The sequence below is a fragment of the Comamonas sp. C24C genome (assembly GCF_053345995.1).
This window is the reverse complement of the sequence record NZ_JBKFBC010000002.1, coordinates 621,092-647,109: the sequence shown is the minus strand read 5'-3', so window position 1 is coordinate 647,109 and position 26,018 is coordinate 621,092. Positions and strand designations below refer to the sequence as shown.

The window sequence follows — 26,018 nt, the reverse complement described above, 5'->3', positions numbered from 1 at the left end:
CGCCTCGAACAGCACCAGGGGGCAAACTCAGGGGTGAATGGCCAGCCGAGGCCCGCCACAACAGCGGATAATGGCGGCCATCTTGAGGAATGGCGCAGACCCGATCTCCGCCCTTCCCCTTTCTGCTACCCCCTCATTCGCACGATTCGCAATGACCGACGCCACCGAATTCGCCCCCGGCCTGATGATCCGCGGCTTTACCGCTCCCCAGAAGCTGGCGGACTACAAGCTCATCGCCTTTGATATGGACTCGACGCTGATCACCATCGAGTGCATCGACGAGATCGCCGACGCCACGGGCAAGAAGGCCGAAGTGGCGGCGATCACCGAAGCCACCATGCGCGGCGAAATCACCGACTTCAAGGACAGCCTGCGCCAGCGCGTAGGCAAGCTGGTCGGAGTGACCGAGGCCGACATGGCCCGCGTTCTGGCCGAACGTCTGAAACTCTCGCCGGGTGCCGAAACCCTGGTCAAGGCCGCCAAGGCCGCCGGCCTGAAGGTACTGCTGGTCTCCGGCGGTTTCACCTACTTTGCCGAGCATGTGCGCGGCCTGCTGGACATCGACTTTGTGCGCGCCAATGTGCTGGAGATCAAGGACGGAGCACTGACCGGCGGTCTGGTCGAGCAGGCCTGGGGCGATATCTGCGACGGTGCGGAAAAGCGCCGTACCCTGCTGGAAGTGGCCTCGCTGATCGGTATCGATGCCAGCCAATGCATTGCCGTGGGCGACGGCAGCAACGACATCCCCATGATGCAGGCAGCCGGCCTGTCCGTCGCCTACCATGCCAAGCCACGCGTGCGCAACGAAGCCAAGGTCGCCATCAACGAGGGCGGCCTGGATCGCCTGCTGGAAGTGCTCCGATAGGCTGGAACAAGCACCCGCCCTCATCAGCCGCGGCCCTGTCGTCCAGGGTCAGCGGCTTTTTTGCGCCCGCTGCGGTGCAGCCATCCCCGGCAGCTTTGCTACAGTGCCATGCATCCACCTCAACCCAGTCGAAAGGTCAGAGCATGAGCCAACTCAGAATCGCCGTCATCGTGGGCAGCCTCAGCAAGCAGTCCATCAACCGTCAGCTCGCCCAGGGCCTGGCTGCACTCATGCAGGACAAGGCCGATTTCGAATTCATCGATATCAGCCGCCTGCCGGTCTACAACCGCGACTTCGACAACACCCCCGATTTCCAGCCCTTTGACGACCTCAAACCCCAGATTCGCGGCTGCCACGGCGTTTTGTTCGTGACACCAGAATACAACCGCTCCATCCCCGCATCGCTCAAGAACGTGCTGGACGGCCTGAGCCGTCCCTATGGCCAATCCGTCTGGGCAGGACTGCCGGCCGCCGTGATCGGCAGCTCGCCCGGCGCGGCCGCCACGGCCATGGCCCAGCAGCACCTGCGCAATGTACTGGTGTCGCTGGACATGCCCACCCTTCCCCAACCCGAAGGCTTTGTGCGCTGGTCCGACACGCTGCTCGACGCTGACGGCAAAATCGGCCAGGGCAGCCATGACTTCCTCGTCAAGTACATGACACGCTTTCTGGACTGGGTACAGCTGCACCAGAAGCGCTAAAGCAATCTTCCTCCGATTCGATAGCATGCCCCGCTTATGCACCAAGCGCTGCGGGGCACTTCATGACTATTTCCCTGCATTGAAGACTGCTGGAACTTTTGCGCACGCAGACTGTTCCTACAATAGCGTGCGGCCTCATACATCACACAACATCCGGCCGCCAGGGTCCGAGCCCTGTCCTTTTACGGACAGTTTCAGCTCGGCACCTTGAAAATCCACCTCTCGACTTTAAATACCATAGCAAGCAAGCCTTTTGCGACAACCGTTGCAGGGCATGCTGGTTGCCTTCGCTCGTCTGAGTGCGGGCGGCCGTCTATGACAACCATGACTGGAAACCATTTCGTGAAGACTTCGTACCGTGCTGCCGCCTCCGTGATTGCCATCGCCATCGCATCGCTGACCGTGCCTTCGCTGGCTCAGGCCAAGCGCATGGGCAGCAGCAAGTCCGTGCGCCCTGCCAGCATCGGCAACAAGGCGCCGGCTCAGCCCGCGCCCGTGGCTCCTGCCGCCGCCGCGCCCAAGGCTGCTGCTCCTGCCGCTGCCGCAGCGGCCCCTGCTGCCGCCCCCGCAGCTGCAGCGGCACCTGCCGCTCGTGGCTCCGGCATGATGGGCACCATGGCCGGCGCTGCCGTCGGTGCCGTGGCTGGCACCATGGCCGGCAACGCCATTGCCGGCGCCATGGGCGGTGGCGACAAGGAAGCCGAAGCCAAGAAGGCCAAGGAAGAAGAGGCCAAGAAGGCCGAAGCCGAGGCTGCAGCCCTGCAAAAGCAGCTGGACGATGCCAAGGCCAAGGCAGAAGCCGCTCGCGCAGCTGTCAAGTAATCAACAGGCCCGGCACGCCGGGCCTGCGGCCACTGCAAAAAAAGGGATGCACCTGCATCCCTTTTTTTGCATCCTTTTTTTCACGCTAGATACGCGGACGCGGCCATGCACCATGAGTTGGTCGTGCCCGCCGATGCCGACCTCCACCTCGAACTCAGGCGCTCCAGACAGCGGCCATGATCGCTGCAGCCGCCGCCAGAATGCAGGCAGCCGCAGCGGCCCCGCGGGCAGCGATGCTGATCAGGGCAACGACGAGCAATGCGCCTGCCGATAGCCAGCCCAGCCAGGCCACGACGCCTACGGACCAGCCCCAGGCCTGTACGCAGGGCATGACCGCCGCAGCCAGCAGCCCCACTCCCACTACGCGCAGCAGCCGCGCTCGCGCCGCAGATATCTCCATGGCAGCCGTAAGCTGCTCGTGGTGGCGTTCCATGGCAAACGCCAGCGCCGCCATGCCCGCAAAGCTCAGCGCAAATGCCAGCCACGATGCTTGCAATACATTCATGCTCCCACCTCCATCTTGCTCGCTGAAACCGGGCTTTCCGAACGGGCGCTGCGGCGCCGCAGATAGTGCCAGGCCCAGGCTGCAAGCAATCCTAGCGCCATGGCGCTCAGCTCCACCCCTGCGCTCTCCCAGTCGCCGCGAGCGATCTGCGCAGGCAGACTGTCACCGACCGTGATCCAGTTCAGCAGCGGCAGCAGCAGGCACAAGGCGGCCAGCAGGCCCAGCTGCTCCCGCCATGCTGCTGCGGGAGCACGCACCATGGCATGCAGCAGTGTCAGGCCCCACAGCCCGAAGAACACCGCCAGCTCCCAACTCGCTCTATGGGACAGCCCGACGGGAACCAGGCGGTTGGCCCACAGATAGCCTATGCAGCCCAAGCCCAGACCGGCGATGGCCGCGACATTGAGTCCCTCGACGAGCCGGTACACGCGCGCCGTGGCGCTGCCGAACTCGCCGGCCTGCCGGCCCAGGTGCTTGCCGCGGCGCTTGACCATGAACAGGATGGCGCCGCTGGCCATCATGGCGCTGCCCGCCAGCCCGCAGAGGAAATACAGCCACTTGAGCGCCTGGCCGCCGAACTCCACCTGGTGCAGGCTACCTATCACCGACTTGGTCATGGAGGCGTCACCACCGTCCACCTCGCCAGGCTGGCGCAGCCTCAGCACCTCGGCTGTCGCCGCCGAGAACATCACCATGCCGGTCGTTGGGTTCAGGCGCTGCTGCATTTCCTCCTCGCTGTTCCAGCCGTAGACGCCGATGCGTGCCGCCGCATCGCCGGGGTTGTCCACGACCACGGCCCGTACGGGCTGGCCCATCAGCACCTGGGCGCGTTGCACAAACGGCTCCAGCTGCGGAACCGCCATGGACCGGCCCGACGGTGCCGGCCTGTCCGACTCGTTGAGCGCCACCACATAGTCGCGCAGCCCCTGGCTGCCCGTGCCGAAATAGGCCGCAATGCCGGCCGGCATCAAGGTCGAGGCGGAGATGGCAATCCCCGTATAGGCAATCATGATCTGAAACGGCAGCGTCAGCACCGCCACCGCATTGTGGGCATCCAGCCAGCTGCGCTGCCCCTTGCGGGCACGAAAGGTGAAGAAGTCCTTGAAGATGCGTCTGTGCGTGATGACCCCGCTGAGCAGCGCCACCAGCATGGCCATGCCCGCAATGCCGACCACCCATAGGCCCGCCTGCCCTGCATGCAGCCGGTAGTGGAAATCCACGAAATGGTGGCCCCCCTTGGTGGCGCGCACGGCGCCATGAGACTGGTCCTTGCCCAGCGGCTGCCCGGTGGCGGAATCCAGTTCGGCCGCAGCGTACTGGCGCTTTTCATCGAACCAGTAGACACGCAGGTCGCCAACGCCCTCGGCATCCGAAGGCCACAGCTCCCACATCTCGGCCCCCGGATGGTGTTTTTCCATATAGGCCAAGCCCCAGGCCAGGCGCTGGCCCAGATCACCCCCACGCTGGCCGGAGGCTCGGGCGGCCGCCTGCGCCTGCTCCTGGGCGTGATGCTCGGGCGTCATCCAATGGGAGATGGGCTCCTCGAAGACCGCCAGCGTCCCCGTGAAAAAGACCGCGAACAGCAACCAGGAAAACCACAGGCCGCACCAGGTGTGCAGCCAGGCCTGGGCCTGGCGAAAACCGCCCTGGCCGGCTCCGCCCGCATTTTTACGCTCGGCCATGCTCAAGCTCCTCCAGCCAGCCAGGCAGAGGCGCCCACCAGCAGGATGCTGGGCAGCAGCAGCCCCAGCCAGACGCGGCCCGGCGACACCGGCGAAAAGGCCCAGATCACGGCCAGCAGATACGCAGGGAAACTCCACAGCATGCCCGCCAGCACCGACTCGGCACGCGGCTCGGAGAGGACCGTCGCCAGGAATACGGCCAGGGCGCTGGCCAGCAGATAGCCGCCCAGGACGGCGGCCAGCAGCCGGGACAGGACGCTGCTGCCCGCAAAGCGTAGAAAGAATGGAGTCATGACATAAGGAAAGAGATGAAGGCCCCGGACAGCCCGGGGCAAAGCAGGCCGCAAGGCCCTTTCTTTATGTATGACAAACGAAAACCCAAAAAGGGTCATCCGCGCCACGCCCTGGCACAGGCCGGCCCCCACCGGGCTTGGCTGAACCATGGCAGAGCGGGCCAGCAATCGCCCGCCTGGCGCGCCGCACTCAGGCAGAAGTGGCCGCCGCACTCAGGCAGAAGTGGCGCCAGCCCTCAGAAGTCGTAGCGCATGCCCACGTTCACGCTGCGCGGCGCACCCCAGGTGTAGTAGAGGCCGCCCAGATTGCTGACGCCGGCAAAGTATTTCTTGTCCAGCAGATTGTTCACGTTCAGGCTCAGCGACAGATGCTTGTCGACCTGGTAGCGGGCCATCAGATCCAGCACCGCGTAGGACTGCTGTGCCAGAGTGTTGTGGCTGTCGCTGGTCGAAGTCTTGCTTTGCCAGCGAGTCGCCGCCCCCAGCGTCAGACCGCGCAGCGCGCCGCCTTCGAAGCGGTAGGTGCTGCCGAGCTTGAGCTGGTACTTGGGATACAGGCTGGAGCTGGTCAGCGAGCTGTTTTGCTGCACCAGGCTACCCTGGACTTGCCAGCCGCGCGCCAGCTCGCCCGACAGCTCCAGCTCCCAGCCGCGCCGCGTGGCGCCGTTGACGGCACGGTAGGCCATATCGCCGCCAGGCGTGAAGGCGCCGGTTTCCTCGGCCGAGTTGTCGGTCTTCATCCAGAAGTGGGCGATGCTGGCGTTGAGTCGCTTGTCCAGGAATTCGCCCTTGGCGCCGACTTCAAAGGTCTTGCCTTGCTCGGGATCCAGGGTGCGACCCTGCGCGTCCTGGGCGCTTTGCGGCTTGAAGATGGTGGCGTAGCTGCCGTACAGCGAGACCTGGGGATGCACTTCATAGACCAGGCCGGCATAGGGCGTGGTGACGGTTTCGCGCATATCGTAGTTCCACCAGGTGGGCGTCACGTCATGCTGGCGGTACTGCGTCACACGCATGCCCGCAATCAGCTGCAGCGGATCTGCCAGGCGGAAGCGCCCTGCAGCATAGGCATAACGCTGGCGCTGGTTGAATACATGGCGGTCATAGTTCCAGTTGTTGAAGTCTGGCTGGGCCAGCGCGCCGCCGCCCTGGGCATAGCTCAGGCCCAGATTGGCCAGTGGCACGCTCTTGGAGCTGCCGTAGAGCAGGTCGCTGTGGTAGCGCGACATGCCCATGCCGGCCAGCAACTCGTGCGTGCGTCCCAGCAAGCTGAACGGGCCTTTGACATCGAGATTGACCGACCAGTTGCGGTTTTCCACATCCTTCCAGGGCAGATAGGCAGCAGTGGTGCTGTTCCAGAGGTAGCCCAGTGTCATGTCGTCCATCTTCACGCTCTGATGGAAGAACTTCAGGCTTGCCGTCCAGTCATGGGCCAGACGCTGCTCCACGCTGCCGAACAGCTCGGTGCTGTCCTGTTCATAGCCCGACCAGGGCGCACCGTTGTTGAAGGAGCGCGGCATCAACCCCACTTCGGCACCTGCCGCGGTGTAGCGCTGTATGGGCCGGGTCGTGCCGAAGCCGCGAGCCTCGCGCTGACGCAGCGTGATGCCCAGATTCAGCAGGGTATCGGGCGTTAGATCCGCCTCCAGCGTGCCAAACAGCATCTTGCTGTTGCTCTTTTCATTGTCGCGAAAGCTGCCCGCGTCCGTCATGGAAGCCACGACGCGACCGCGCAGCGTCCCGGCCTCATTGAGCGAGCCGCCTATATCGGCCTGCGCACGGTAGGTATCCCAGCTGCCGGCATTGGCGCGCACGCTGGCCTGGAACTCGCGCGTGGGGCGCTTGCGGATCAGGTTGACGGTGGCGCCATAGCCGCCCTTGCCGACAACCAGTCCCGACGAGCCCTTGAGCACCTCGACACGGTCCATCTCGGCCATATCGTCCAGCGCATACATGGTGCTGGTGACGAAGTACCAGCCGTTGCTGAGCTGGGACATGCCGTCGACCTGCAGATTCACTTCCGAGCCGCGGGCCTGGAAGTCCGTCGCGTTGTTCTGGCGATAGACGCCAATGCCCGGCGTCTGCTCCAGCACATCGGCCAGCGTCTCCAGCTTGAAGTCATCCATGCGCTGGCGCGTCATCACGCTGACCGACTGCGGCGTCTCGCGTAGCGTCAGGTTCAGACCCGTGGCCGTGCGGCTGGGCCCCGTCTGGGTGTAGCTTCCCGTGCCTTCCGTGGTGCCGCTGCGCTCGGCCTGAGCCGTCACGCGCACCTCGGACAGCGTGCTGCCCTCCTCAACCGAGATGGGAGCCACGGCCTGCCTTTGCAGGGTGTAGCTGCCGCCGGGACGCGAGACCAGCTCCAGACCGCTGCCGGCCAGCAGACGCTGCAATGCCTCGCGCGGCGTGTAGCTGCCGGCCAGAACCGGGCTTTGCCGGCCCTGGGTGAGCGCTGGGTCGAAGGACAGCGCCATGCCGGCCGTGGCCGCCACCTCGGACAGCACCCGGCCCAGCGGGCCTGCCTCTATCCGGTAGGTCTGGGCCTGGCCGGCGGCCGACGGCTCGGCAGCCTGCACGGCGCTTGCCGCCAGCGCCCAGCCCAGCAGGGCAAGTCGGGCGGCGCGCGCAACGGGTCTAAATACAGGATTCGGCAGGGAACGGGAAGCCATGGAAGCAGGCATGAAAAGCAGTCCTTTGGAAGCAAAAAATGAGTGGTTCACCTTGCTTGCCAAACAACTTGCGAAAAAGTCTCAGCTGCCTACATCTTTTTTTTTGCGGCCGCTCCAGCGGACTCAGCGCGCCGCCACCGTGACCCAGTACCCGCGCCAGCGCTGGTGCACGCTCACGGCATAGGTCTCGGCCAGCATGGCCAATGCCCGATCGGTATCAGCCAGGGGATAGGCTCCCGAGACCTTGATGGCCATCACCTCGGGGGCGCAATGCAGCAGACCGGAGCGGTAGCGTGCCAACCGTGCGCAGACTTCGGCCATGGGCATGGCATCCGCCACCAGCATGCCCTGCGCCCAGGCCAGTTGCTGCGCGCTCGCCGTCTCCAGCGCTCCGGCGCCCCGGTCAGTCAAGCGCGCCCAGTTGCCCGCAGGCACCACCAGCTCAGGCCGGGAGGCTCCGTGCAGCGTGACTTCGACAGCACCTTGCGTCACGGCCAGGTCCACGAACCGGCCCTCGCTGTCCTGCTGCACCGAAAAGCGCGTGCCCAGTGCCCGCAGACGCCCCACGGCCGTCGCCACCAGCAAGGGCCGGTCCACGCCGCTGGGATCGGCGGCGGTTTCCAGCAGGATGGAGCCTCGACGCAGATGAATCAGGCGCTGATGAGCATCGAAGCGGATATCCACGGCGCTTGCCGTATCCAGCAGCAAACGGCTGCCATCGGCCAGCGTCACGCTGCGCTGCTCTCCCGTGGCAGTGCGCAGATCGGCCGTCCAGCCCTGTTGCTGCACCATGCGCCAGCTCATCCAGCCACCAGGCACAGCGGCCAGCAGCACCGCCAGTCTGGTCACGGCGGCTCTTCGGCTGCGGCGCTGCGTTCGGTCCAGTGCAGGCATGGCCAACGCTGTCGGCAGGCCACCGAGCTTGCCCATCAGCAGCTCGGCCCGAATCCAGGCGCCTTCATGGTCGGCGCTGGTATGGCGCCAGCGCTCGAAGGCGGCATGCTCGGCCGCCGTCAGGCCTTCATCGTTGAGGCGGACCAGCCAGTCCGCGGCTTCGTCAAGCAGGCGTGCATCCATGGCGCTTCAATCCATCAGCGCCAGACAATGCCTGAAAGCCTGGGCCATGTAGCGCTTGACGCTGCTCAGCGACACGCCCAGTTGCAGCGCGATGGCGTCGTACTTCATGTCTTCCAGCTGCGACAGCAGGAAGGTGCGCCGCACCAGGGGCGGCAAGGCATCGAGCATGGCATCTATCTCGTGCAAGGCTTCCAGCACCAGGGCCCGGTGCTCGGGCGACGGCGCTTCGGGCTCGGGCAGCAGGGCCAGTGCATCCAGATAGGCGCGCTCCAGCGCCTGGCGCCGACACCAGTTGACCAACACGCCCTTGGCCACCGTGGTCAGATAGGCACGCGGCGACTCAATCTGCTGCGGCTCGCGCACACCGAGTATGCGCACGAAGGTGTCCTGCGCCAGATCGGCCGCATCGAAGGCATTGCCGACCTTTTTGCGCAACCAGCCCTGCAACCAGCCGTGATGGTCGATGTATAGCGCGGTGACTTCGCGGTGGATGACGGATTCGGCAGCGGACATGGTGCGATGGAGATAAAGCTCGGGCGAAACTCAAATGATATCAATTCTCATTTTCAATGTAAGCAAAGGCGTCACTATTTCCGAAAGGATCGGGCTCCGTCATCCAGCCCGCCGCGCCGAGGCCGGACGGCTGGAAGCACAAGGATCGCAAGCGCCGCGCAGAGATCACTGTGCGCAAGCCCTGCTCTATGCCGGGCCTGCCCAGAGATCGCGGCAACCGGATGGTGTGGCAAAAGGCAAACAATGATCGGGCGCGGCGGCGGCCCACGGTTGCGAGCCGCAGCCTCCGATAGACTTTCCGATGGCTATTGCACTGCCGAGATCGGCGATGTTTTACTGGGCCGGTGACCGCGTCGCTTGCGGCCCGGGCTGCCAATCAGGAAACTCAAGAATCAAGATGACAGGCTTTCATCCTCACCGGCTTTTGCGTCGCATCGTGCTCGGCAACCTGCTGGTAGCCGCCCTGCTGTGCTTTGCCACCTGGCTGGGCGTGCATGCCAATTACCGCGCGGACATGGAGCTGGGAGTGGCCGTCACACGACACCAGGCACGCAGCCTGAGCCTGGAGCTGGCTGCCGAGGTGAGACTGGTCGAGAACGCCTTGTCGGCGATTGCCAGCCGTTATCGTGCACGCAGCTCTGACGGCCTGCCCGCTGCCAACTCTGCCCTGTATGAAATGCTGCAGGAGCAGCGTGCCCTGATCCCTTTTGTCACGGCCTTGCGCACCACTGACAGTGCGGGCCAGGTGCTGATCGCGCCCAGCGAAGCCGATCTGCCGTTTTCGGTGGCCGACCGCGACTATTTCGCCCAAGCCCGCGAAACAGACAGGATGGTGGTGTCCGAGCCCCTGATCAGCCACTCCTTCGGGAAATGGTCCATCGTGCTGGCCCGGCGTCTTCAGTCCGATGACCGTCAGTTCCAGGGCATCGTCTATGCCATCGTCGCGGCGGAGCATTTTCACCAACTGTTCCAGCGCCAGTCCTTTGGCACGAGCAGCGCCATGGCGCTGCGCACCGATCAGGCCCGGCTGGTCGCGCGCTATCCGGCCGAAAGCCAGGACGCCGAAGCCGGCATCGGCAAGGCCGCCGTCTCGCCCGAGTATCACCGTGCCGTCGGCCGCAACCGCGAGGAAGGCTGGTACATCACGCCGACCCTGATTGATGGCGTGGAGCGCATCACGGCCTACCACCGGCTGCCCGGATATCCGCTGACCGTGTTCACGGGACTTGGCACCGAAGCCTATATGGCCATGTGGCGCGCCTCGGCCTGGCGGGCCTGGGGCCTGGCCGGCCTGTGCATCGCCTTCATCGCCCTGGGTTCTGTGGCGCTATATCGTCTGCAGCAGCGCGAACGCCGCATCCGCAAGGAGCAGGAGCTGGTCATCGACAATGATCTGATCGGCATGGCGCGCCTGCGCGAGCGCAAAATCGTCTGGACCAACCCTGCCATGCGCCGCCTGCTCAAGCAGTCGGCTGCGGCACTGCAGGGTGCGTCCACGCGCACGCTGTACCCGGATGAGGCCTCCTACAGGCGCATCGGCGAGAAAGCCTATAGCTCCTTGCTCGCCCGGGGCAAATTCCATGCGCAGTTCCAGATGCGCAATGCCGAAGGCAAGCTGTTGTGGGTCGATGCATCGGGCACATTGCTCAACGCTGAGGAGTCGCTCTGGATCCTGGTGGACATCGACGCCCTCAAGCGCGGCGAGCAGGCCGCCAACCATCTTGCCAATCACGACGCGCTGACGGGCCTGGCCAACCGCCGCGCGCTCGAGGAAACGCTGAACCAGGAACTGGCGGACGGTCAGATGGTTGCCGTGTGCTTCATGGACCTGGATGGCTTCAAACAGGTCAACGATACCCAGGGCCATGACGCAGGCGACGAGGTTCTGCGCGTGGTCGCGGCCCGTCTGCTGGCCCAGGCTCGGGCTGGCGACTGCGTCGCCCGCCTGGGCGGGGATGAATTCGTGGTGCTGCTGTCCGGCCTGCACGTGCCCGAAGAGGCCATGTCCGTGATGAAGCGCTGCATGGAGGCCGTGCGCCAGCCGATCGCGCTGCAAGGCGGAGTGATGGTTCAGGTCGGCTGCAGCATCGGCATCTCCATCAGCGTGCAAGGCAGCTCCACGGCAAACCTGCTGCAGACAGCGGACGAAGCCATGTATGAGGCCAAGCATGCGGGCAAGGGACGCATTGTCCAGCACGCGGATCTGGCACAAGGCCCCGGGAGCTGAAGCCTCGCGCCGCCCGGCCGCAGCCCGGGCCCGCCGATTTCATCTCCTGTTCTGTGCAACTCACGCCTGGCCGAGAACCCTGTTGCGGCCTATTCCTGCGCCCTGGGCGGCAGGCCCTGGGCCCTGCGAATCGGCTCCAGCAAGGCACCGAGTCCGTTGTGGTCGAGCTCCTGCATCAAGGCCAGCAACTGGCCGATCTCCCCCTTGGGAAAGCCCTCGCGGGCAAACCAGTTGAGGTAATTGCCGGGCAGATCGGCAATCAGGCGGCCCTTGTACTTGCCATAGGGCATAGACACGCGCACCAGGCGCTCCAGCATTTCGGGATTCATGACAGGGAAACTTTGTATAAAAAACGACGCTCTTATAACCAAATAAGAAAAATGTCCTGCAGGCCTTGGTACAGGGCACTAGACTATGCACCTTAGTTCACTGCGGCCCAGACAAGGCCCGGGATTTATCGCAACTTGCTGAAGAAAGTCAGAACCAATGTTGAAGAAAGCTCTTTCTGCTATCGCTATTGCCACTCTGGCGCTGTCGGCCCAGGCCGCTGACGTGCTCAAGGTGGGCGCCACGGCCGTGCCTCACGCCGAAATCCTCAACCACATCAAGCCCGCACTGAAGGCTCAGGGCATCGATCTGGAAATCAAGGAGTTCAGCGACTACGTCCAGCCCAATGCCGCAGTGGAAGACAAGCAGCTAGATGCCAACTTCTTCCAGCACCAGCCCTATCTGGACAGCTACAACAAGGACCGCAAGACCTCGCTGGTGGCCGTGCCCAACGGCAAGGTGCATGTGGAGCCCTTCGGCGCCTATTCCAGCAAGATCAAGAACATCAAGGATCTGAAGAATGGCGCCACCGTGGCCATTCCCAACGACCCCTCCAACGGTGGCCGCGCGCTGATCCTGCTGGCCAAGCATGGCCTGATCGAGCTCAAGGACCCCAAGAGCCTGACCCCCACGGCTCTGGACGTCGTCAAGAACCCCAAGAAGCTGAAGTTCAAGGAACTGGAAGCGCCCTTGCTGCCCCGCGCACTGGCTGATGTCGACCTGGCTCTGATCAATACCAACTACGCCATCGAAGCCAAGCTCAATCCCACCAAGGATGCGCTGTTCATCGAAGGCGCCGACTCGCCCTATACCAATATCGTGGTGGCCCGCAAGGACCGCGCCAACGGCGCCGACATTGCCAAGCTGATGAGCGCTCTGCACTCGGCAGACACCAAGAAGTTCATCCAGGAAAAGTACAAGGGCGCCGTGGTTCCTGCGTTCTGATGCGCACAGGCCACGCCCTTCTTCGCAGGGTGTCGCGGCTGCACTGCATAGTCCCATGGCCGGGCAGACCCGGCCGCGGACTGCACTTGACGGCCCGAGCCTAAAAAAAGCGCTGCTACGGCAGCGCTTTTTGCTTTCATTTTGATAGCTTATAGCGCTTTACAGGAAAGCGTTTGAAGCCATTTTCACTTGCAGTGCCTCAATGCGAGGGAGCTGGCACAGAATGCAGCAGCACCGGTGTCTCGCCATCGCCATTGACACTTTCCAGGTGCACGCCAAATCCCCATAGCCTGGCGACATGCTTGAGCACCTCCTGCGCATCCTCGGCCAGCGGCCTGCCCTGGTACTGGGTATGCCGCAGCGTCAGACTGCGGTCGCCACGCAGATTCACGCTCCAGGCTTGAATGTTGGGCTCACGTGCTCCCAGGTCGTATTGCTGCGACAGCAACTGGCGCAGCGTGCGATAGCCGTCTTCGTCGTGGATGGCGCTGACCAGCACATCACGCTCTTCGGGATCGTCATGCAGGGAGAACAAGCGCATGTCACGCATCAGCTGCGGGCTCAGGAACTGGCCGACAAAGCTCTCGTCCTTGTAGTTGCGCATGGCGTGGTGCAGCGCCGGCAACCATGGTGTGCCGGCCATGTCGGGGAACCAGCGGCGGTCCTCTTCGGTCGGCTTTTCGCAGATGCGCCGGATATCGCGGTACATGGCAAAGCCCAGCGCATAGGGGTTGATGCCGCTGAAGGCCCGGTGCCCTGCGGGCGGCTGGTAGATCACATTGGTGTGCGATGACAGCCACTCCAGCATCACGCCATCGGTCAGCCAGCCTTCGTCGTACAAGGTGTTGAGCAGGGTGTAATGCCAGAACGTGGCCCAGCCTTCGTTCATGACCTGGGTTTGGCGCTGCGGGTAGAAATACTGGGCGATCTTGCGCACGATGCGCACGATCTCACGCTGCCAGGGCTCGAGCAAGGGAGCGTTCTTCTCGATGAAATACAGAATGTTCTCTTCGGGCTCGCGAGGAAAGCGCTCGCTGCCCGGCACCGTGCTGTCCTTGTCCTTGTCCCTTCGGGCAGGCAGGGTGCGCCACAGCACATTGACCTGCTGCTGCACATAGGCCTCGCGTTCCTCGCGCTCTGCGCGCTCGCGCGACAGGCTTTTGTGCGAGGGCCGGCAATAGCGATCCACGCCGAAGTTCGACAGCGCATGGCAGGAGTCCAGCAGCTGCTCCACGCTGTCAAGACCGTAGCGCTCCTCGCATTGCGCCACATAGTCGCGCGCATAGACGAGATAGTCGATGATGCTGCCGGCATCGGACCACATGCGAAACAGATAGTTGTTCTTGAAGAAGCTGTTGTGCCCATAAGCGGCGTGGGCAATCACCAGGGCCTGCATGGCCGTGCTGTTTTCCTCCATCAGATAGCTGATGCAGGGGTTGGCGTTGATGACGATCTCGTAGGCCAGCCCCATATGGCCGCGCCGGTAGCGGCGCTCCGTGGCCAGAAACTCCTTGCCATAGCTCCAGTGCCTATAGTTCACGGGCATGCCGACGCTGGAATAGGCATCCATCATCTGCTCGGCCGTAATGATCTCCAACTGGTTCGGATAGGTGTCCAGGCCATAGCGCTCGGCCGTGGCAGCAATCGCCGCGTGATACTGCTCGATGAGCTCGAAAGTCCAGTCGCTGGGATCGGGCAGCGGGGACGACGGCCGCTGCGACGCCACCAGCGGCGCCTGCGGAACATCGCGGTAACGCGACTCCCCTTGCGTGTGCGAATTGCCGGCTCTTTTGCTGGCCCTGAGATCCAGCACGGGATAGAGATTGAGGTTCATATCGATACCCCATCCTTTTTGAAGAGATCACGGAACACCGGATAGATCTCGTTGGCGGCCGATACCTTGCGCATGGCGAAATGGGGAAATAGCGGCAGCAGACGGTTGTACTCATCCCAAAGGCTCTGCTCCTCGAGCACCACCTGCAGATAAGCGTAGTAGCGCACCAGCGGCAGTATTCTTTCGGCGAGGATGCTGTGGCATTTGCCTCCGTCGTCGCTGAAGTTGTCGCCATCGCTGGCCTGGGCCACATAGATATTCCAGTCATTGACCGGGTAACGGGCCCTGATGATCTGCTCGAGCAGAACCAGCGCGCTGCTGACCACCGTACCGCCGCTCTCGGTGGAGTGGAAGAACTCGTCTTCGCTGACCTCCGCCGCCTGGGTGTGATGGCGAATGAAGACGATCTCGATCTTGTCGTAATGCCTGGTGAGAAACAGGTACAGCAGAATGAAGAAGCGCTTGGCCAGCTCCTTGCGCTCCTGATCCATGGAGCCTGACACGTCCATCACGCAGAACATTACGGCCTGGCTGCTGGGCACGGGCACCTTGCTGCGGTTGCGGAACCGCAGATCCAGCTGTTCGAGAAATGGCACTCCGCCTATGCGCTCCCGCAGGGCGTCGATCTGACGCTGCAACTCGGCTACCGCCTCGCTGGTACCGTCATCCTGCGCCAGCAAGGCGTCGAGCTGCTCTTCCAGTTCCTTGAGCTCGCGATGCGCGGCCTTGGTCAGTGCAATGCGTCGCCCCAGGGCACCGCGCATGGTTCGCACCAATGCCAGATTGCTGGGCGTGCCGTCATGGCTATAGCCCGCGCGCCTGGTCTTGTATTGCAGGGTGTTGCCGATATGGTTGCGCAGCAGGCGCGGCAGGGCCAGGTCTTCAAAGAAGAGATCCATGAACTCTTCCTTGGTCAGCGTGAAGGTGAAGTCGTCCTGCCCGTCGCCGCTGTCGCTGGCCTGCGATCCCGAGCCGCCGCCCCCGCTGGGCGGGCGCGCAATGCGATCGCCGCGCACATGTTCCTGGTTGCCAGGCAACACGACATCGCGGATACCGCCCTGCCCATGCCTGAAGACCGGCTCCTGAATGTCCTTTTTCGGGATGGTGATGGTTTCCGCCTGGTCGATATGGCGGATGTCTCGCGCAGACACGGCCTTGCGTACCGCTTCCGCGATCTGTTCCTTGAAACGCCGCACAAACCGCTCGCGGTTGCCCACCGATTTGTTCTTGCCTGCAAGCCTGCGGTCGATGATATGCAGTGCCATCTGTGCTCCCATCTCCAGGGACTGTTCTCAATCATCGCGCCGGTGGTCGCCCAGGACGACCACCGGTCCCTCGGTCAGCTGCTCTTGCGCACGCGCAGATACCACTCGCAGAGCAGGCGCACCTGCTTGGGCGTATAGCCCTTGGCCTCCATGCGGGTGACGAAGTCCTCGTGCTTGCGCGCATCCTCGGCACTGGCCTTGGCGTTGAAGCTGATGACAGGCAGAAGCTCCTCGGTGTTGGAGAACATCTTCTTCTCGATCACCACGCGCAGCTTTTCGTAGCTGGTCCAGCTCGGGTTCTTGCCCTGGTTGTTGGCCCTGGCCCGCAGCACGAAGTTGACTATCTCGTTGCGGAAATCCTTGGGGTTGGCAATACCGGCAGGCTTTTCCACCTTCTCCAGTTCGGCATTGAGCGCATTGCGATCAAACACCTCGCCGGTATCGGTGTCGCGGTACTCGCTGTCCTGAATCCAGTAGTCGGCGTAGGTGACGTAGCGGTCAAAGATGTTCTGGCCGTACTCGCTGTAGCTCTCCAGATAGGCGGTCTGGATTTCCTTGCCGATGAATTCGGCATAGCGTTGAGACAGATATTCCTTGATGAAGCCTATGTATTTGGTCTCCAGCTCGGCGGGGAACTGCTCGCGCTCGATCTGCCGCTCCAGCACATACATCAGGTGCACGGGGTTGGCCGCCACTTCGGTGCTGTCGTAGTTGAAGACCTTGGCCAGGATCTTGAAGGCAAAGCGGGTGGAGATGCCCTCCATGCCCTCATCAACGCCCGCATAGTCGCGGTATTCCTGGTAGCTCTTGGCACGGGGGTCCGTGTCCTTGAGGCTTTCGCCGTCATAGACCTGCATCTTGCTGAAGATGCTGGAGTTCTCCGGCTCCTTGAGACGTGTGAGCACGGAGAACTGCGCCATCATCTTGAGCGTGCCGGGCGCGCAGATGGCGTTGGCCAGCGAAGACTCCCGGATCAGCTTTTCATAGATGCGGACCTCCTCGCTCACGCGCAGGCAGTAAGGCACCTTGACGATGTAGATGCGGTCGAGGAAGGCCTCGTTGTTGCGATTGTTGCGGAAGGCCTTCCACTCGCTTTCATTGCTGTGGGCCAGCACCACGCCGTCGAAAGGAATGGCGCCAAACCCCTCGGTGCCCTTGTAATTGCCTTCCTGGGTGGCGGTCAGCAAGGGGTGCAGCACCTTGATGGGTGCCTTGAACATTTCGACGAATTCCAGCAGACCCTGATTGGCCAGGCACAGGCCGCCCGAGTAGCTATAGGCGTCGGTGTCATCCTGAGAAAAGTTTTCCAGCTTGCGGATATCCACCTTGCCCACCAGGCTCGAGATGTCCTGGTTGTTCTCATCGCCGGGCTCGGTCTTGGCAATGCCGATCTGCTTGAGAATGCTGGGGTAGCGCTTGACCACGCGGAACTGGCGAATGTCCCCGCCAAACTCCTCCAGCCGCTTCACGGCCCAGGGCGAGAGCACATGCTGCAGATTGCGGCGCGGAATGCCGAACTCTTCTTCCAGAATCGGACCGTCTTCCACGGGGTCGAACAGACCCAGCGGCGACTCGTTCACCGGCGATCCCTTGAGCGCGTAGAACGGGGCCTTCTGCATCAGGTATTTGAGGCGCTCGGCGATAGAGCTTTTACCGCCGCCCACCGGTCCCAGCAGATAGAGAATCTGCTTGCGCTCCTCCAGCCCCTGGGCTGCATGGCGGAAGAAGCTCACCACCTGCTCGATGGCATCTTCCATGCCGTAGAACTCGGAGAAAGCGGGGTAGCGGCGGATGACCTTGTTGGCGAACAGACGCGACAGCACGGGGTCGTTGCGGGTATCCACCATCTCGGGTTCGCCGATGACCGCCAACATGCGCTGTGCGGCACCCGCGTACGCCATAGGGTCACGCAGGCAAAGGCTCAGGTACTCGTCCAGCGACATTTCTTCTTCACGCAGGCGGACATAGCGTGCTGCGGAATTGCTGATGACATCCATATGACCTCCCGTGGCGGCACCAGGGTTCGAATCAGTGCCGCAATGTTGCAAAGCATTCGTTACCGTGTGCATCCGTTGTAGCACCTCGCTCCTGATTTGAATAGACCGAGAGTCCTACAAATACGCAGTAGCCACGACAGCCAAAACCGCAAACCGGATAGCGCAAAAACCGGTCAAAAAACAGGACTCAAAATGAGCATAGAGGACTGGCTTCACCTGTGTCATGAAACACGCTATCTGTGTGCCAGTATTCAGGATTTCAGCGACTCCGGAATCATAGAAAACGGCTGCCGGTAGCCAGGCCGATGTGCAAAAAAAAGCGCTGCCCAGGCAGCGCTTCAGACCCATCCAGCTACAGAAAAAAGAGCTTGCTGCGCAAATTTCTAGGGTTATTCACTAGAAAAAATTCTGCAAAGCATTGATTAGCAAGCGCTTACAGCACCTCTTTTCATAGCATGGGTATTCATCCGGAAGTGGCTGCCGATGCATCCACGGTGGGCGGTTTGCTACCTGGCCGCGTCACGGCACTGCCCATGGCTGCAGCCATGATGCAGGCAATCGCAGTCCACTGCGTGGCGCTCAGATGCTCGCTGAGCAGCAGCATGCCCATCAGTGCCGCAATGGCCGGCTCGGTCGCCAGTGCAATGCCAAAGGTCGCAGGCGGCAGGCGGCGCAGGGCCAGCATTTCCAAGGTGTAGGGCAAGGCACTGGAGATGGCCGCCACCATCAGACCGAACAACAGGATCGACGGCGTCAGCAGCTTGAGCCCGGCCTCGGCCACGCCAAATGGCACCACCACCAAAGCCGCGCACAGCAAGCCCAGGGAGACTGCCTGACCGCTGGGAATATGGCCCAGCCTGCGCCCCAGCACGATGTAGGAGGCCCAGCAGATGGCGGCTCCGAGCGCACAGGCAATGCCCACCGGCGACAGGTTCAGGCCCGAAGCATTGCCGCCCAGAGGAAGAATCATGGCCAGCCCGGCAACCGCCAGCGCCAGCCAGACAAAGTCCAGTGCACGGCGTGAGTAATAGATGGCCACGGCCAGCGGCCCTGAAAACTCTATGGCCACGGCCAGGCCAAACGGAATATCGCGCAACGCCATGTAGAACATCAGGTTCATGCCGCCCAGCGCCATGCCGAAAATCAGCAGCGCCTGTGCCTGCTGACGGTTGAGCGACCAGCGCCAGGGCCGCCAGACGCACACCAGAATCAGCGCGGCAAAGCCCACCCGCAATGCCGAGGTTCCCTGGGCACCGACCAGGGGAAACAGCTGCTTGGCCAGCGAAGTTCCCAGCCCGAGTGCAGTGACCGAGCCCAATACGGCCAACACGGGCCACCAGTGATTCCAGCTGTTTTTTGACATAGGTGGGTACGATATTGCATGTCACCCGCGAAATTTGCTCGTTTTCGGCCCTGAATCTGCAAGTTTCGCTCTCAACCCATCCCACACCATGCCTGCTGCCGATCTGGACTCCTTTGACCACGCGATTCTTGCCCTGCTCCAGCGTGACAACCTCATGCCACAGCGTCTGATTGCGGAGCACATCAACCTCTCGGCCCCGGCCGTGCAGCGACGCATCAAGCGATTGCAGGAAACTGGGGTGATTGCCGCCAACGTGGCCGTGCTGGAGCCCGTCAAGGTGGGCCGTACGCTGACCGCGATCATCACCGTGCAGCTGGTCAACGACAGGCCGGACCTGTCGCGCGGCTTCAGGGCCAGAATCGCCGATGAAGCGGCCGTGCAGCAATGCTTTTATGTGACGGGCGAAACCGACTACATCCTGGTCGTCACGGCAACCGACATGGATGATTACCAGGCCATCTGCAAACGCCTGTTCGAAGGAGACGAGAACATTCGCCGCTACAGCACCTCGATCGCACTGGAACGCATCAAGACAGGTCTGCAGCTGCCGCTGTCCGCGCCATGAGGCAGTTCTGCCTTGTGGCCCGAGTTGGTGCAGAACGATGGCTGCCATCTGCCATGGAGATTGGCACTGGCGCCACCGGAAACAAAATGCAACAATTGCGTCATAAACCTGCTCAGGTTCTGCACACAACAAGAGTCCACTCTTGAGGAGACACGATGAACACTTCTTCCGCCACCCCGCCCGATATGGCCACGCTGGTTGCCGATCGCACGCTGGACAAATATGCCAAGGACTACTTCCCCCGGCGCGAGCAGGTGACGATTGCCTTTCGCGGCGACATTGCCGAGAAGCACAACTACGACAAGATCCGCCCGATCTCGCAAGCCCAGCGCCATGGCAAGCACATTGTGGTGATCGAGGGCCAGAGCCAGAAAACCGGAGCCACAGGCCACTACCGTATCGAATGCAATAGCTGGAACCTCATCGAAGCCGTGGGTCTGTGGGAGCAGGCTGCAGCGGCTTGAACCGCAGCCAGCGCCTGCGCAGCAATCCGTAGTGCGAAGCGCTGGCTCGACCTGAGACTCAGACGTCCATTCCAAATGCGCTGCTCGCCACCCACCAGGCCAGACCCAGCATCATCACGCCGGTGATGCCATCCATGACGCGCCAGGCGCCGGGGTTGGCAAACAGGTGCTTGAGACGGCGCCCTGCCATCGCCAGCAGCACAAACCAGAGACAGCTGGCCGAGGCAGCTCCCACCACGTAGGACCAGCGGCCCGCACCTTCCTGCTGGGCACCAATCGAGCCCATCAGCAACACCGTATCCAGGTACACATGGGGATTGAGCAAGGTGATGGCCGCCAGCGCAGCCAGCACGCTCATCATCCCGCGCGGTGCCGCCCTGCGCTCGCCGGCTTCCATGGCTGCATCCGGAGCCAGCCACATGCGCCGCAAGGCGAAAAGACCATAGGCCAGCAAGAATGCAGCTCCGCCCAGCGTCAGATACTGGGCCAATGCCGGATAGCTGGTCAGCATCTGCGCCATGCCGGCCACCCCCAGCGCTACCAGCAGCCCATCGCTGAGCACACACAGAGCCACGCAGGCCTTCACATGTTCGCCCTGCACTGCCTGACGCAGCACATACAGGTTCTGGGCACCGATGGAAACAATGAGCGAAGCGCACACCGTAAAGCCTGCAATCCAGGCGGAATAAAAATTAGTTGTCATATCCATGAGCCGCTGACTCCTCCAAACCGGCCCGGATTCTTGCTCCACGGAGCAATTAAGTAAAATTACATTTACTCAATCCAATGAAGAATTTCTAATGTTTGACTACGCAGGACTGGAAGCGCTTGCCGCGGTATTGCGCGAGGGCAGCTTCGAGCGTGCGGCGCGCAAGCTGCATGTCACCCCCTCCGCCATCTCCCAGCGCATCAAGTTGCTCGAGGAGCGCGTGGGACAGGTGCTGGTGCTGCGAGGCACGCCTTGCAGCGGCACGGAGGCCGGACGACGCCTGTGCCTGCATGTGGAGCAGGTGGCGCTGCTGGAAAACGATTTGCGCCGCAAGAATCCCGAGCTGGTCCCCGAAGGCCAGACCGCCCTGCCCACGCTGAAGCTGGCAGTCAATGCCGACTCCCTGTCGACCTGGTTCATGGATGCCATGGCGGCTTTCACGCAGGATGGCAACGAGTTGCTGGACATCAGCATTGACGACCAGGACCACACGGCCAAACGCATCAAGGAAGGTGAAGTCATGGCCGCCGTCACCGCCACGGGCTCGGCGATTGCTGGCTGCAACACCTGGCCGCTGGGCCGCATGCGCTATATCGCCGTGGCCAGCCCGGAGTTTGTGCAGCGCCATCTGGCCCAAGCCGAGTCGGACCGGGAACTGGCACAGATGCTGGCCAAGGCGCCCATGATGTACTACGGCCGCAAGGACAGCCTGCAGGACCAATGGCTCCATGGTCTGGGACTGGACGGACGGCGCAACAATGCACGTCACTTTCTGCCCTCCAATCAGGGCTACACCCGAGCCGTGGAACTGGGCATGGGCTGGGGCATGCACCCGGCGCAGCTGATCACCCCGCAGCTGGCCAGTGGCGATTTGATGGAACTGCTGCCGGGCAGAGATCTCCACATTCCCATGTACTGGGCTCACACCCGCAATGCCCAGGCCAGCCTGCAGCGTCTGACCGACTGCATCATCCATGCTGCGACCGCCTGGCTGGAGCCCATGCAGGACTAGCTCAGGCGGCAGCAGACTTCTTCAGGCCGTAATAGAACACCCATGCGGCAGCCAGATACAGCAAGGGATAAAGCGCCACATAAGGAGCCAGGTGCAGATAGGCGGGCCAGCGCTGTGGCGCGAAAAAGCTCGCATACACCAAGGCCGCGAGCAATGCCCCGCTACCCGTCAGCAGACCGACATAGGCCAGCAAGGTAGCAAGGCGCAAGCCCGGCCTGCCACGCTCGACCAGCCGCAACCGCCCCGAGCGCAGCTGCACGGGAATCTGATAGAGGCGAGCAAGTGCCATCAGGAAAACGATGGGCACCAGGATCAAAGGCAGGAAAAACATGTCTCGCAGACCCCTCAGGGACGGCGCTCGGACTCCGCCACATGGCGCACGGCCGCCCTAGCCTGGCTGAGCATATGAAAGTCCAGAATGCGTGTCGCCATGATGGTCTCCCAGAGAAAGCAGCACAGCGCCAGCACAAAGGCCAGAACTCCCAGCAAAAAACTGAACACGGCATAGCCGTGGCCGCTGACGCCGTAGGCCTGGCCCACGAACAGCAGCACGATGGTCAGCCCTATGCACATGCCGCACAGCGTCAGCAGCGCAATGGAGACGTTGGCCAGCCGCCCGCGCTCGCGCAGAAAATGCAGCTCCTTGAGATGGCGGGCGATCAGATCGTGATCCTCCAGGGTGCGCAGGCTTTCCTCCAGCTTGCGGGCGCGATCAATGATGCGGGCCAGCCGCCCCGCTACGGAGCCGATCATGCCGGCCACGGCAGTCAGAAAAAAAACCGGCGCAACAGCGAGCTGAATGCTGTGGGTGACGGTCTGTGCGTCGATGGACCAGATGCTCATGATGTCCTCAGAATCGGGGGCTTTCTCAGCCTCTATTTTGTGCACAAATGTCAGCGCAGTTTTGACTGCAGCCACTCAAAAACAGCCGCCGCCGACATTTCAGGCGGCTGCAGCCTGTTTGGGCATCGGATATCGATCACGGGCAGCGTCGCCACAGTGCCTGAACTTGCACCAGAGCCTCGCTGAACGCGACGCCTACCTTGAGCTGTGCCTCGCTGCCCCAAAGGAATCGCCCTGATCTCCCAGACGATGTCTGGATGCGCTGCTATATAATTTTTTGCTGAAACAAGTCTCGGCACGGCCGTGCCGCAGGCTTTTTCTCCATGCGACAGGTGCCCGGTGCTTCATCGGGTTAAACGGGAACAAGGTTCAAAGCCTTGGCTGCCCCCGCAACGGTAAGCAGATCAAACCACTTCATGGCTTTTGCGCTTGCAGGAGTCTGTCACTGGTGTTCTACGTGGCCTCTTCGACGAGGTGCGCGGCAACGCCGGGAAGGCGAAGTGACATGCCTCGCGCAATCTGCCAGCCCGGATACCGGCCTGTTGAGCGCTGACCACCCGGACCCAGTCCCGGCAGTCGGCATGTGCAACGAGCGTCTGCGGGGAGCAGCGTGACGGCAACAGGCTGCGAGTCCCGCCCTCCGCCCGATCTCGTCACCAGCATGCAGACCGTCTGCCCTGGCTAATGACAATGAGACACCTTGCACAGGCTTTCGCCTCGCGCTTCGGGCCCGCTGGCGCCATGCCCACCTGGGACCCCCCCCTGCTGCAGCCATGACCCAGCCGTTGACACAGATGTTCGTCCAGCAACGCCATCAGCTGAAGCTATGGCTGGCCATGTTGGCGGCAGTGCTGCTGCTGTCTCTGACTCTGGCCATCACCTTGGGGCCGGTACGGATCGCCCCCGGGCAAGCCTGGCAGATCACGGCTTATGAGCTGGGTCAGCGACTGGGCCTGGACTGGCCTTCGGGCAGCTGGAGCAGCGCCCAGTACCAGATTGTCTGGCGCGTGCGCCTGCCGCGCGTATTGCTCGCAGCCCTGACCGGCGCTGGCCTTGCGCTGGTGGGCGTGGCCATGCAGGCCATGGTGCGCAATCCGCTGGCCGACCCCTATCTGCTGGGCGTTTCCTCCGGTGCGTCGGTCGGTGCCGTAAGCGTGCTGGCCTTCGGCGCACTGGCATTCGCCGGCGAGCTGGCCTTGCCGCTGGGCGCTTTCAGCGGCGCGCTGCTGGCCTGTGTGGCCGTGTACTTTCTGGCCCATGCCAATGGACGATTGCAGGCATCGCGACTCATTCTGGGCGGCGTGGCCATTGCCTACTGCCTGGGCGGCGTCACCAGCCTGATTGTGCTGACGGCCGATCAGCGCGAGCTGGCCAACTCCGTGCTCACCTGGACCCTGGGCAGCCTGGCCGGAACCCGCTGGCAGGAGCTGGGCCTGCCGGCTGCCTTGCTGGCAGCTGGCGTGGCCCTGCTGCTGACACAGGCTCGCTCACTCAATGCACTGCTGGCAGGCGAAGAGACCGCCGCCACGCTGGGAGTGGACACCACCCGCACCAGGCGCTGGCTATTCGTTCTGGTCTCGATGGTGACGGGCGTGCTGGTGGCGCTGACGGGTCCGATCGGTTTTGTCGGCCTCATCGTGCCCCATGTCGCCCGCATGCTGGTCGGCTCCGAGCACCGGCGCGTGCTGCCAGTGGCCGCTCTCACAGGTGCCATTTTCCTGATCTGGGTCGATGTGTTCTCGCGCATCAGCTTTGCCCCCGCCGAAGTACCCGTGGGGGTCATCACCTCGCTGCTGGGCGGCCCCTTCTTTGTCTGGATGCTGTGCCGCAAGAGCGTGCGGGAAAAGGGCAATCCGTGAGTTCCGCACCCAGCGCTTGCTGCCTGCTGGAGGCCAGCCGCCTGCATTGGCAGACGGCAGCCGCCTCCATTGTCAAGGACATCAGCCTGCATATCCGGCATGGCGAACTGGTCGGCCTGCTCGGCCCCAACGGCAGCGGCAAGTCCACCCTGTTGCGCATGATCTACCGCATGCTCAGGCCTGCCAGCGGTGCGGTCTGCATAGACGGACAGGACGTCTGGCTGCGCAGCGCTCGCGACAATGCCCGCTCCATGGCGGTGCTGACCCAGGAAAGCGTCAGCGAGTTCGATCTGCGCGTCTGCGATGTGGTGCTCATGGGTCGCACGCCGCACCAGAGCTCTTTCGCCCGGGACAGCGAGCAAGACTTCCGCATCGTCGCCCAGTCCCTGGCTCAGGTCCGTGCCCAGTCGCTGGCGCAGCGCATGTTCTCCACCCTTTCGGGGGGCGAGAAGCAGCGCGTGCTCATGGCCAGGGCATTGGCCCAGCAGACCAGGCTGCTGGTGCTGGACGAGCCCACCAACCACCTGGACGTACGCCACCAGTTCGAGCTGATGAACCTGATCCGCAGCCTGGGCCTGACCACGCTGGCCGCGCTGCACGAGCTGCCACTGGCCGCTCATTACTGCGACCGCCTGTACCTGCTCAAGGCAGGAGAACTGGTGGCACAGGGCACGCCGGCCCAGGTGCTGACCGCGCAGACCATTGCCGAGGTCTACGGCGTGCATGCCCAGGTGCGCCTGAGCGAGCGCAGCGGCAGACCGCTGATCGAGTTCATGCCGGACGAGTTGCTCTAAATCCCTGCGCGTTTCGCCCGGGGACTGATAAACTCTCGCGGCGCCTTGATGGCGCTTCGTTTCGGAAGGTGCTCGCTTGAAGCGAGTGAAACGGGAACAAGGTCTGATCGCAAGCTCAGGAAGCCTTGGCTGCCCCCGCAACGGTAAACAGGTCAACACACTCATGCGAGCGCATCTGCGCTTGCAGCCACTGGACATGATCCGGCCCCTCGCATCGCGACGGTCTGCATCTTTTGGGAAGGCGAGTCGTGAATTCAGCAATGAATTGCCTGTGAGCCCGGAGACCGGCCTGCCGATGACTCAACTCCGCCCCTTGGGGCGGTATTTACGAAAACTGTCTGCGGGGTGCGGATAGCGGCCAGAAAGTGGATTGCGTCATGCCTGGTAAAGGCGGACCTGTCTGCGGCACAGCTATCCCTTCAGGCAGTTTCGGCCTCGTGATATGTGCTCTCATCCACAAACCTCTGCTGCTCTTCATTCCGCCCTCAACTCCAAGCCTCAGCTGCGCCATCTAGGCAGCACCGCACTCAAGCTGCTTTTGCTCTGCCCCGCCGTCGGCATGGCCCAGCAGTCCCTGCCCGAAGTCACGGTGCGGGAAAACCGCCTGCCCTCGCATGAGCTGCAGACCAGCCAGCCGTCAACCACGGCCTCCCATGTGAACGTACCCGTGCTGGACCTCCCGGCCAGCGT

The 26,018-nt window shown here is 62.8% G+C and carries 24 protein-coding genes and 2 riboswitches; of the genes, 10 read left to right on the top strand and 14 right to left on the bottom strand.

Going from position 1 to position 26,018, the window contains the following annotated elements:
- Nucleotides 1-151 precede the first annotated feature (151 nt).
- The 3 genes from serB (at nt 152) to ACLBXN_RS06610 (ending at nt 2,388) form a co-directional block, all read left to right on the top strand.
- Complete coding sequence (serB, locus tag ACLBXN_RS06620) at nt 152-865, top strand: phosphoserine phosphatase SerB (RefSeq protein WP_043004205.1); 714 nt, start codon at nt 152-154, stop codon at nt 863-865.
- Between the two features lie 143 nt (nt 866-1,008).
- The gene (locus ACLBXN_RS06615) at nt 1,009-1,566 is read left to right on the top strand and encodes an NADPH-dependent FMN reductase (RefSeq protein WP_447611570.1); all 558 of its coding nucleotides are present in this window, start codon (nt 1,009-1,011) and stop codon (nt 1,564-1,566) included.
- 315 nt (nt 1,567-1,881) lie between these two features.
- Nucleotides 1,882-2,388 (top strand): ABC transporter substrate-binding protein, encoded by a 507-nt coding sequence (locus ACLBXN_RS06610; protein ID WP_447611569.1) that lies wholly within the window; start codon nt 1,882-1,884, stop codon nt 2,386-2,388.
- A 154-nt stretch (nt 2,389-2,542) separates the two neighbouring features.
- Here ACLBXN_RS06610 and ACLBXN_RS06605 read toward each other — a convergent pair whose 3' ends face one another.
- The 6 genes from ACLBXN_RS06605 to ACLBXN_RS06580 all read right to left on the bottom strand — a co-directional run bounded on the left by ACLBXN_RS06605 (nt 2,543) and on the right by ACLBXN_RS06580 (nt 9,124).
- Entirely contained in the window at nt 2,543-2,893 is a 351-nt protein-coding gene (locus tag ACLBXN_RS06605) for a DUF3325 domain-containing protein (protein ID WP_447611568.1), read from the bottom strand.
- A complete protein-coding gene (locus ACLBXN_RS06600; protein WP_447611567.1) occupies nt 2,890-4,575 on the bottom strand; it encodes a PepSY-associated TM helix domain-containing protein in 1,686 nt (561 codons plus the stop codon). Before ACLBXN_RS06600 ends, ACLBXN_RS06605 begins: the two co-directional genes overlap by 4 nt.
- A 2-nt stretch (nt 4,576-4,577) precedes the next feature.
- Nucleotides 4,578-4,868, bottom strand: a complete 291-nt coding sequence (locus ACLBXN_RS06595; protein WP_447611566.1) for a DUF3649 domain-containing protein — start codon at nt 4,866-4,868, stop codon at nt 4,578-4,580.
- 236 nt (nt 4,869-5,104) lie between these two features.
- On the bottom strand, nt 5,105-7,546 hold the full coding sequence (locus tag ACLBXN_RS06590; RefSeq protein ID WP_447611565.1) for a TonB-dependent siderophore receptor: 2,442 nt from the start codon (nt 7,544-7,546) through the stop codon (nt 5,105-5,107).
- 111 nt (nt 7,547-7,657) lie between these two features.
- Entirely contained in the window at nt 7,658-8,611 is a 954-nt protein-coding gene (locus ACLBXN_RS06585) for a FecR domain-containing protein (protein ID WP_447611564.1), read from the bottom strand.
- A gap of 6 nt (nt 8,612-8,617) precedes the next feature.
- Entirely contained in the window at nt 8,618-9,124 is a 507-nt protein-coding gene (locus tag ACLBXN_RS06580; RefSeq protein WP_211456006.1) for a sigma-70 family RNA polymerase sigma factor, read from the bottom strand.
- 397 nt (nt 9,125-9,521) lie between these two features.
- On the opposite strand from ACLBXN_RS06580, the gene ACLBXN_RS06575 reads away from it, so the two are divergent.
- Nucleotides 9,522-11,351 carry a sensor domain-containing diguanylate cyclase gene (locus ACLBXN_RS06575; RefSeq protein ID WP_343677990.1) on the top strand — a complete coding sequence of 610 codons (1,830 nt, stop codon included), beginning with the start codon at nt 9,522-9,524 and terminating at the stop codon, nt 11,349-11,351.
- Between the two features lie 89 nt (nt 11,352-11,440).
- Here the strand turns inward: ACLBXN_RS06575 and ACLBXN_RS06570 are convergent, their stop codons facing one another.
- Nucleotides 11,441-11,680: a DUF3820 family protein gene (locus ACLBXN_RS06570; protein WP_043004196.1), complete on the bottom strand. Its 240-nt coding sequence runs from the start codon at nt 11,678-11,680 to the stop codon at nt 11,441-11,443.
- 157 nt (nt 11,681-11,837) lie between these two features.
- Between ACLBXN_RS06570 and ACLBXN_RS06565 the strand changes: the two genes are divergently transcribed.
- The gene (locus tag ACLBXN_RS06565) at nt 11,838-12,623 is read left to right on the top strand and encodes a MetQ/NlpA family ABC transporter substrate-binding protein (protein WP_003055852.1); all 786 of its coding nucleotides are present in this window, start codon (nt 11,838-11,840) and stop codon (nt 12,621-12,623) included.
- A gap of 199 nt (nt 12,624-12,822) precedes the next feature.
- Here the strand turns inward: ACLBXN_RS06565 and ACLBXN_RS06560 are convergent, their stop codons facing one another.
- From ACLBXN_RS06560 to ACLBXN_RS06545, 4 genes are all read right to left on the bottom strand, one after another.
- Entirely contained in the window at nt 12,823-14,457 is a 1,635-nt protein-coding gene (locus ACLBXN_RS06560; RefSeq protein ID WP_407715984.1) for a SpoVR family protein, read from the bottom strand.
- Entirely contained in the window at nt 14,454-15,722 is a 1,269-nt protein-coding gene (locus ACLBXN_RS06555) for a YeaH/YhbH family protein (protein WP_447611563.1), read from the bottom strand. The genes ACLBXN_RS06560 and ACLBXN_RS06555 overlap by 4 nt, the downstream gene beginning before the upstream one ends.
- Before the next feature lie 74 nt (nt 15,723-15,796).
- On the bottom strand, nt 15,797-17,719 hold the full coding sequence (locus tag ACLBXN_RS06550; protein WP_167010036.1) for a PrkA family serine protein kinase: 1,923 nt from the start codon (nt 17,717-17,719) through the stop codon (nt 15,797-15,799).
- A 463-nt stretch (nt 17,720-18,182) separates the two neighbouring features.
- Entirely contained in the window at nt 18,183-19,082 is a 900-nt protein-coding gene (locus tag ACLBXN_RS06545; RefSeq protein WP_447611562.1) for an EamA family transporter, read from the bottom strand.
- A gap of 88 nt (nt 19,083-19,170) precedes the next feature.
- Between ACLBXN_RS06545 and ACLBXN_RS06540 the strand changes: the two genes are divergently transcribed.
- Together ACLBXN_RS06540 and ACLBXN_RS06535 are read left to right on the top strand one after the other, a co-directional pair.
- Nucleotides 19,171-19,647 carry an Lrp/AsnC family transcriptional regulator gene (locus ACLBXN_RS06540; protein WP_043004189.1) on the top strand — a complete coding sequence of 159 codons (477 nt, stop codon included), beginning with the start codon at nt 19,171-19,173 and terminating at the stop codon, nt 19,645-19,647.
- Nucleotides 19,648-19,802: 155 nt separating this feature from the next.
- Nucleotides 19,803-20,111 carry a hypothetical protein gene (locus ACLBXN_RS06535; protein ID WP_447611561.1) on the top strand — a complete coding sequence of 103 codons (309 nt, stop codon included), beginning with the start codon at nt 19,803-19,805 and terminating at the stop codon, nt 20,109-20,111.
- A 58-nt stretch (nt 20,112-20,169) separates the two neighbouring features.
- Here ACLBXN_RS06535 and ACLBXN_RS06530 read toward each other — a convergent pair whose 3' ends face one another.
- Nucleotides 20,170-20,820, bottom strand: coding sequence for a LysE/ArgO family amino acid transporter (locus ACLBXN_RS06530; protein ID WP_343677987.1), 651 nt, complete (start codon nt 20,818-20,820; stop codon nt 20,170-20,172).
- A 91-nt stretch (nt 20,821-20,911) separates the two neighbouring features.
- Here ACLBXN_RS06530 and ACLBXN_RS06525 point away from each other — a divergent pair, with 91 nt between their 5' ends.
- Nucleotides 20,912-21,832, top strand: coding sequence for an HTH-type transcriptional regulator ArgP (locus tag ACLBXN_RS06525; protein WP_447611560.1), 921 nt, complete (start codon nt 20,912-20,914; stop codon nt 21,830-21,832).
- A 1-nt stretch (nt 21,833) separates the two neighbouring features.
- On the opposite strand, the gene ACLBXN_RS06520 is transcribed toward ACLBXN_RS06525, so the two are convergent.
- Nucleotides 21,834-22,163: a hypothetical protein gene (locus ACLBXN_RS06520; RefSeq protein WP_447611559.1), complete on the bottom strand. Its 330-nt coding sequence runs from the start codon at nt 22,161-22,163 to the stop codon at nt 21,834-21,836.
- A gap of 14 nt (nt 22,164-22,177) precedes the next feature.
- On the bottom strand, nt 22,178-22,675 hold the full coding sequence (locus ACLBXN_RS06515; protein ID WP_043004273.1) for a DUF2721 domain-containing protein: 498 nt from the start codon (nt 22,673-22,675) through the stop codon (nt 22,178-22,180).
- Between the two features lie 313 nt (nt 22,676-22,988).
- Nucleotides 22,989-23,232, top strand: a riboswitch (cobalamin riboswitch).
- 237 nt (nt 23,233-23,469) lie between these two features.
- Here ACLBXN_RS06515 and ACLBXN_RS06510 point away from each other — a divergent pair.
- Together ACLBXN_RS06510 and ACLBXN_RS06505 are read left to right on the top strand one after the other, a co-directional pair.
- Nucleotides 23,470-24,534: an iron chelate uptake ABC transporter family permease subunit gene (locus ACLBXN_RS06510; protein ID WP_087864258.1), complete on the top strand. Its 1,065-nt coding sequence runs from the start codon at nt 23,470-23,472 to the stop codon at nt 24,532-24,534.
- Complete coding sequence (locus tag ACLBXN_RS06505; protein WP_447611558.1) at nt 24,531-25,328, top strand: ABC transporter ATP-binding protein; 798 nt, start codon at nt 24,531-24,533, stop codon at nt 25,326-25,328. Before ACLBXN_RS06510 ends, ACLBXN_RS06505 begins: the two co-directional genes overlap by 4 nt.
- A 49-nt stretch (nt 25,329-25,377) precedes the next feature.
- A riboswitch (cobalamin riboswitch) is annotated at nt 25,378-25,635 on the top strand.
- Nucleotides 25,636-26,018: the final 383 nt, after the last annotated feature.

Bases quoted from the DNA above. Each gene is read 5' to 3' on its own strand.
- ACLBXN_RS06605 (WP_447611568.1), bottom strand. From the start codon at position 2,893: ATGAATGTATTGCAAGCATCGTGGCTGGCATTTGCGCTGAGCTTTGCG.
- ACLBXN_RS06610 (WP_447611569.1), top strand. From the start codon at position 1,882: ATGACAACCATGACTGGAAACCATTTCGTGAAGACTTCGTACCGTGCT.
- ACLBXN_RS06580 (WP_211456006.1), bottom strand. From the start codon at position 9,124: ATGTCCGCTGCCGAATCCGTCATCCACCGCGAAGTCACCGCGCTATAC.
- ACLBXN_RS06595 (WP_447611566.1), bottom strand. From the start codon at position 4,868: ATGACTCCATTCTTTCTACGCTTTGCGGGCAGCAGCGTCCTGTCCCGG.
- ACLBXN_RS06575 (WP_343677990.1), top strand. From the start codon at position 9,522: ATGACAGGCTTTCATCCTCACCGGCTTTTGCGTCGCATCGTGCTCGGC.
- ACLBXN_RS06545 (WP_447611562.1), bottom strand. From the start codon at position 19,082: ATGTCAAAAAACAGCTGGAATCACTGGTGGCCCGTGTTGGCCGTATTG.
- ACLBXN_RS06570 (WP_043004196.1), bottom strand. From the start codon at position 11,680: ATGAATCCCGAAATGCTGGAGCGCCTGGTGCGCGTGTCTATGCCCTAT.
- ACLBXN_RS06555 (WP_447611563.1), bottom strand. From the start codon at position 15,722: ATGGCACTGCATATCATCGACCGCAGGCTTGCAGGCAAGAACAAATCG.
- ACLBXN_RS06560 (WP_407715984.1), bottom strand. From the start codon at position 14,457: ATGAACCTCAATCTCTATCCCGTGCTGGATCTCAGGGCCAGCAAAAGA.
- ACLBXN_RS06565 (WP_003055852.1), top strand. From the start codon at position 11,838: ATGTTGAAGAAAGCTCTTTCTGCTATCGCTATTGCCACTCTGGCGCTG.
- ACLBXN_RS06550 (WP_167010036.1), bottom strand. From the start codon at position 17,719: ATGGATGTCATCAGCAATTCCGCAGCACGCTATGTCCGCCTGCGTGAA.
- ACLBXN_RS06515 (WP_043004273.1), bottom strand. From the start codon at position 22,675: ATGAGCATCTGGTCCATCGACGCACAGACCGTCACCCACAGCATTCAG.
- ACLBXN_RS06600 (WP_447611567.1), bottom strand. From the start codon at position 4,575: ATGGCCGAGCGTAAAAATGCGGGCGGAGCCGGCCAGGGCGGTTTTCGC.
- ACLBXN_RS06530 (WP_343677987.1), bottom strand. From the start codon at position 20,820: ATGGATATGACAACTAATTTTTATTCCGCCTGGATTGCAGGCTTTACG.
- ACLBXN_RS06520 (WP_447611559.1), bottom strand. From the start codon at position 22,163: ATGTTTTTCCTGCCTTTGATCCTGGTGCCCATCGTTTTCCTGATGGCA.
- serB (WP_043004205.1), top strand. From the start codon at position 152: ATGACCGACGCCACCGAATTCGCCCCCGGCCTGATGATCCGCGGCTTT.
- ACLBXN_RS06540 (WP_043004189.1), top strand. From the start codon at position 19,171: ATGCCTGCTGCCGATCTGGACTCCTTTGACCACGCGATTCTTGCCCTG.
- ACLBXN_RS06535 (WP_447611561.1), top strand. From the start codon at position 19,803: ATGAACACTTCTTCCGCCACCCCGCCCGATATGGCCACGCTGGTTGCC.
- ACLBXN_RS06585 (WP_447611564.1), bottom strand. From the start codon at position 8,611: ATGGATGCACGCCTGCTTGACGAAGCCGCGGACTGGCTGGTCCGCCTC.
- ACLBXN_RS06590 (WP_447611565.1), bottom strand. From the start codon at position 7,546: ATGCCTGCTTCCATGGCTTCCCGTTCCCTGCCGAATCCTGTATTTAGA.
- ACLBXN_RS06510 (WP_087864258.1), top strand. From the start codon at position 23,470: ATGTTCGTCCAGCAACGCCATCAGCTGAAGCTATGGCTGGCCATGTTG.
- ACLBXN_RS06615 (WP_447611570.1), top strand. From the start codon at position 1,009: ATGAGCCAACTCAGAATCGCCGTCATCGTGGGCAGCCTCAGCAAGCAG.
- ACLBXN_RS06525 (WP_447611560.1), top strand. From the start codon at position 20,912: ATGTTTGACTACGCAGGACTGGAAGCGCTTGCCGCGGTATTGCGCGAG.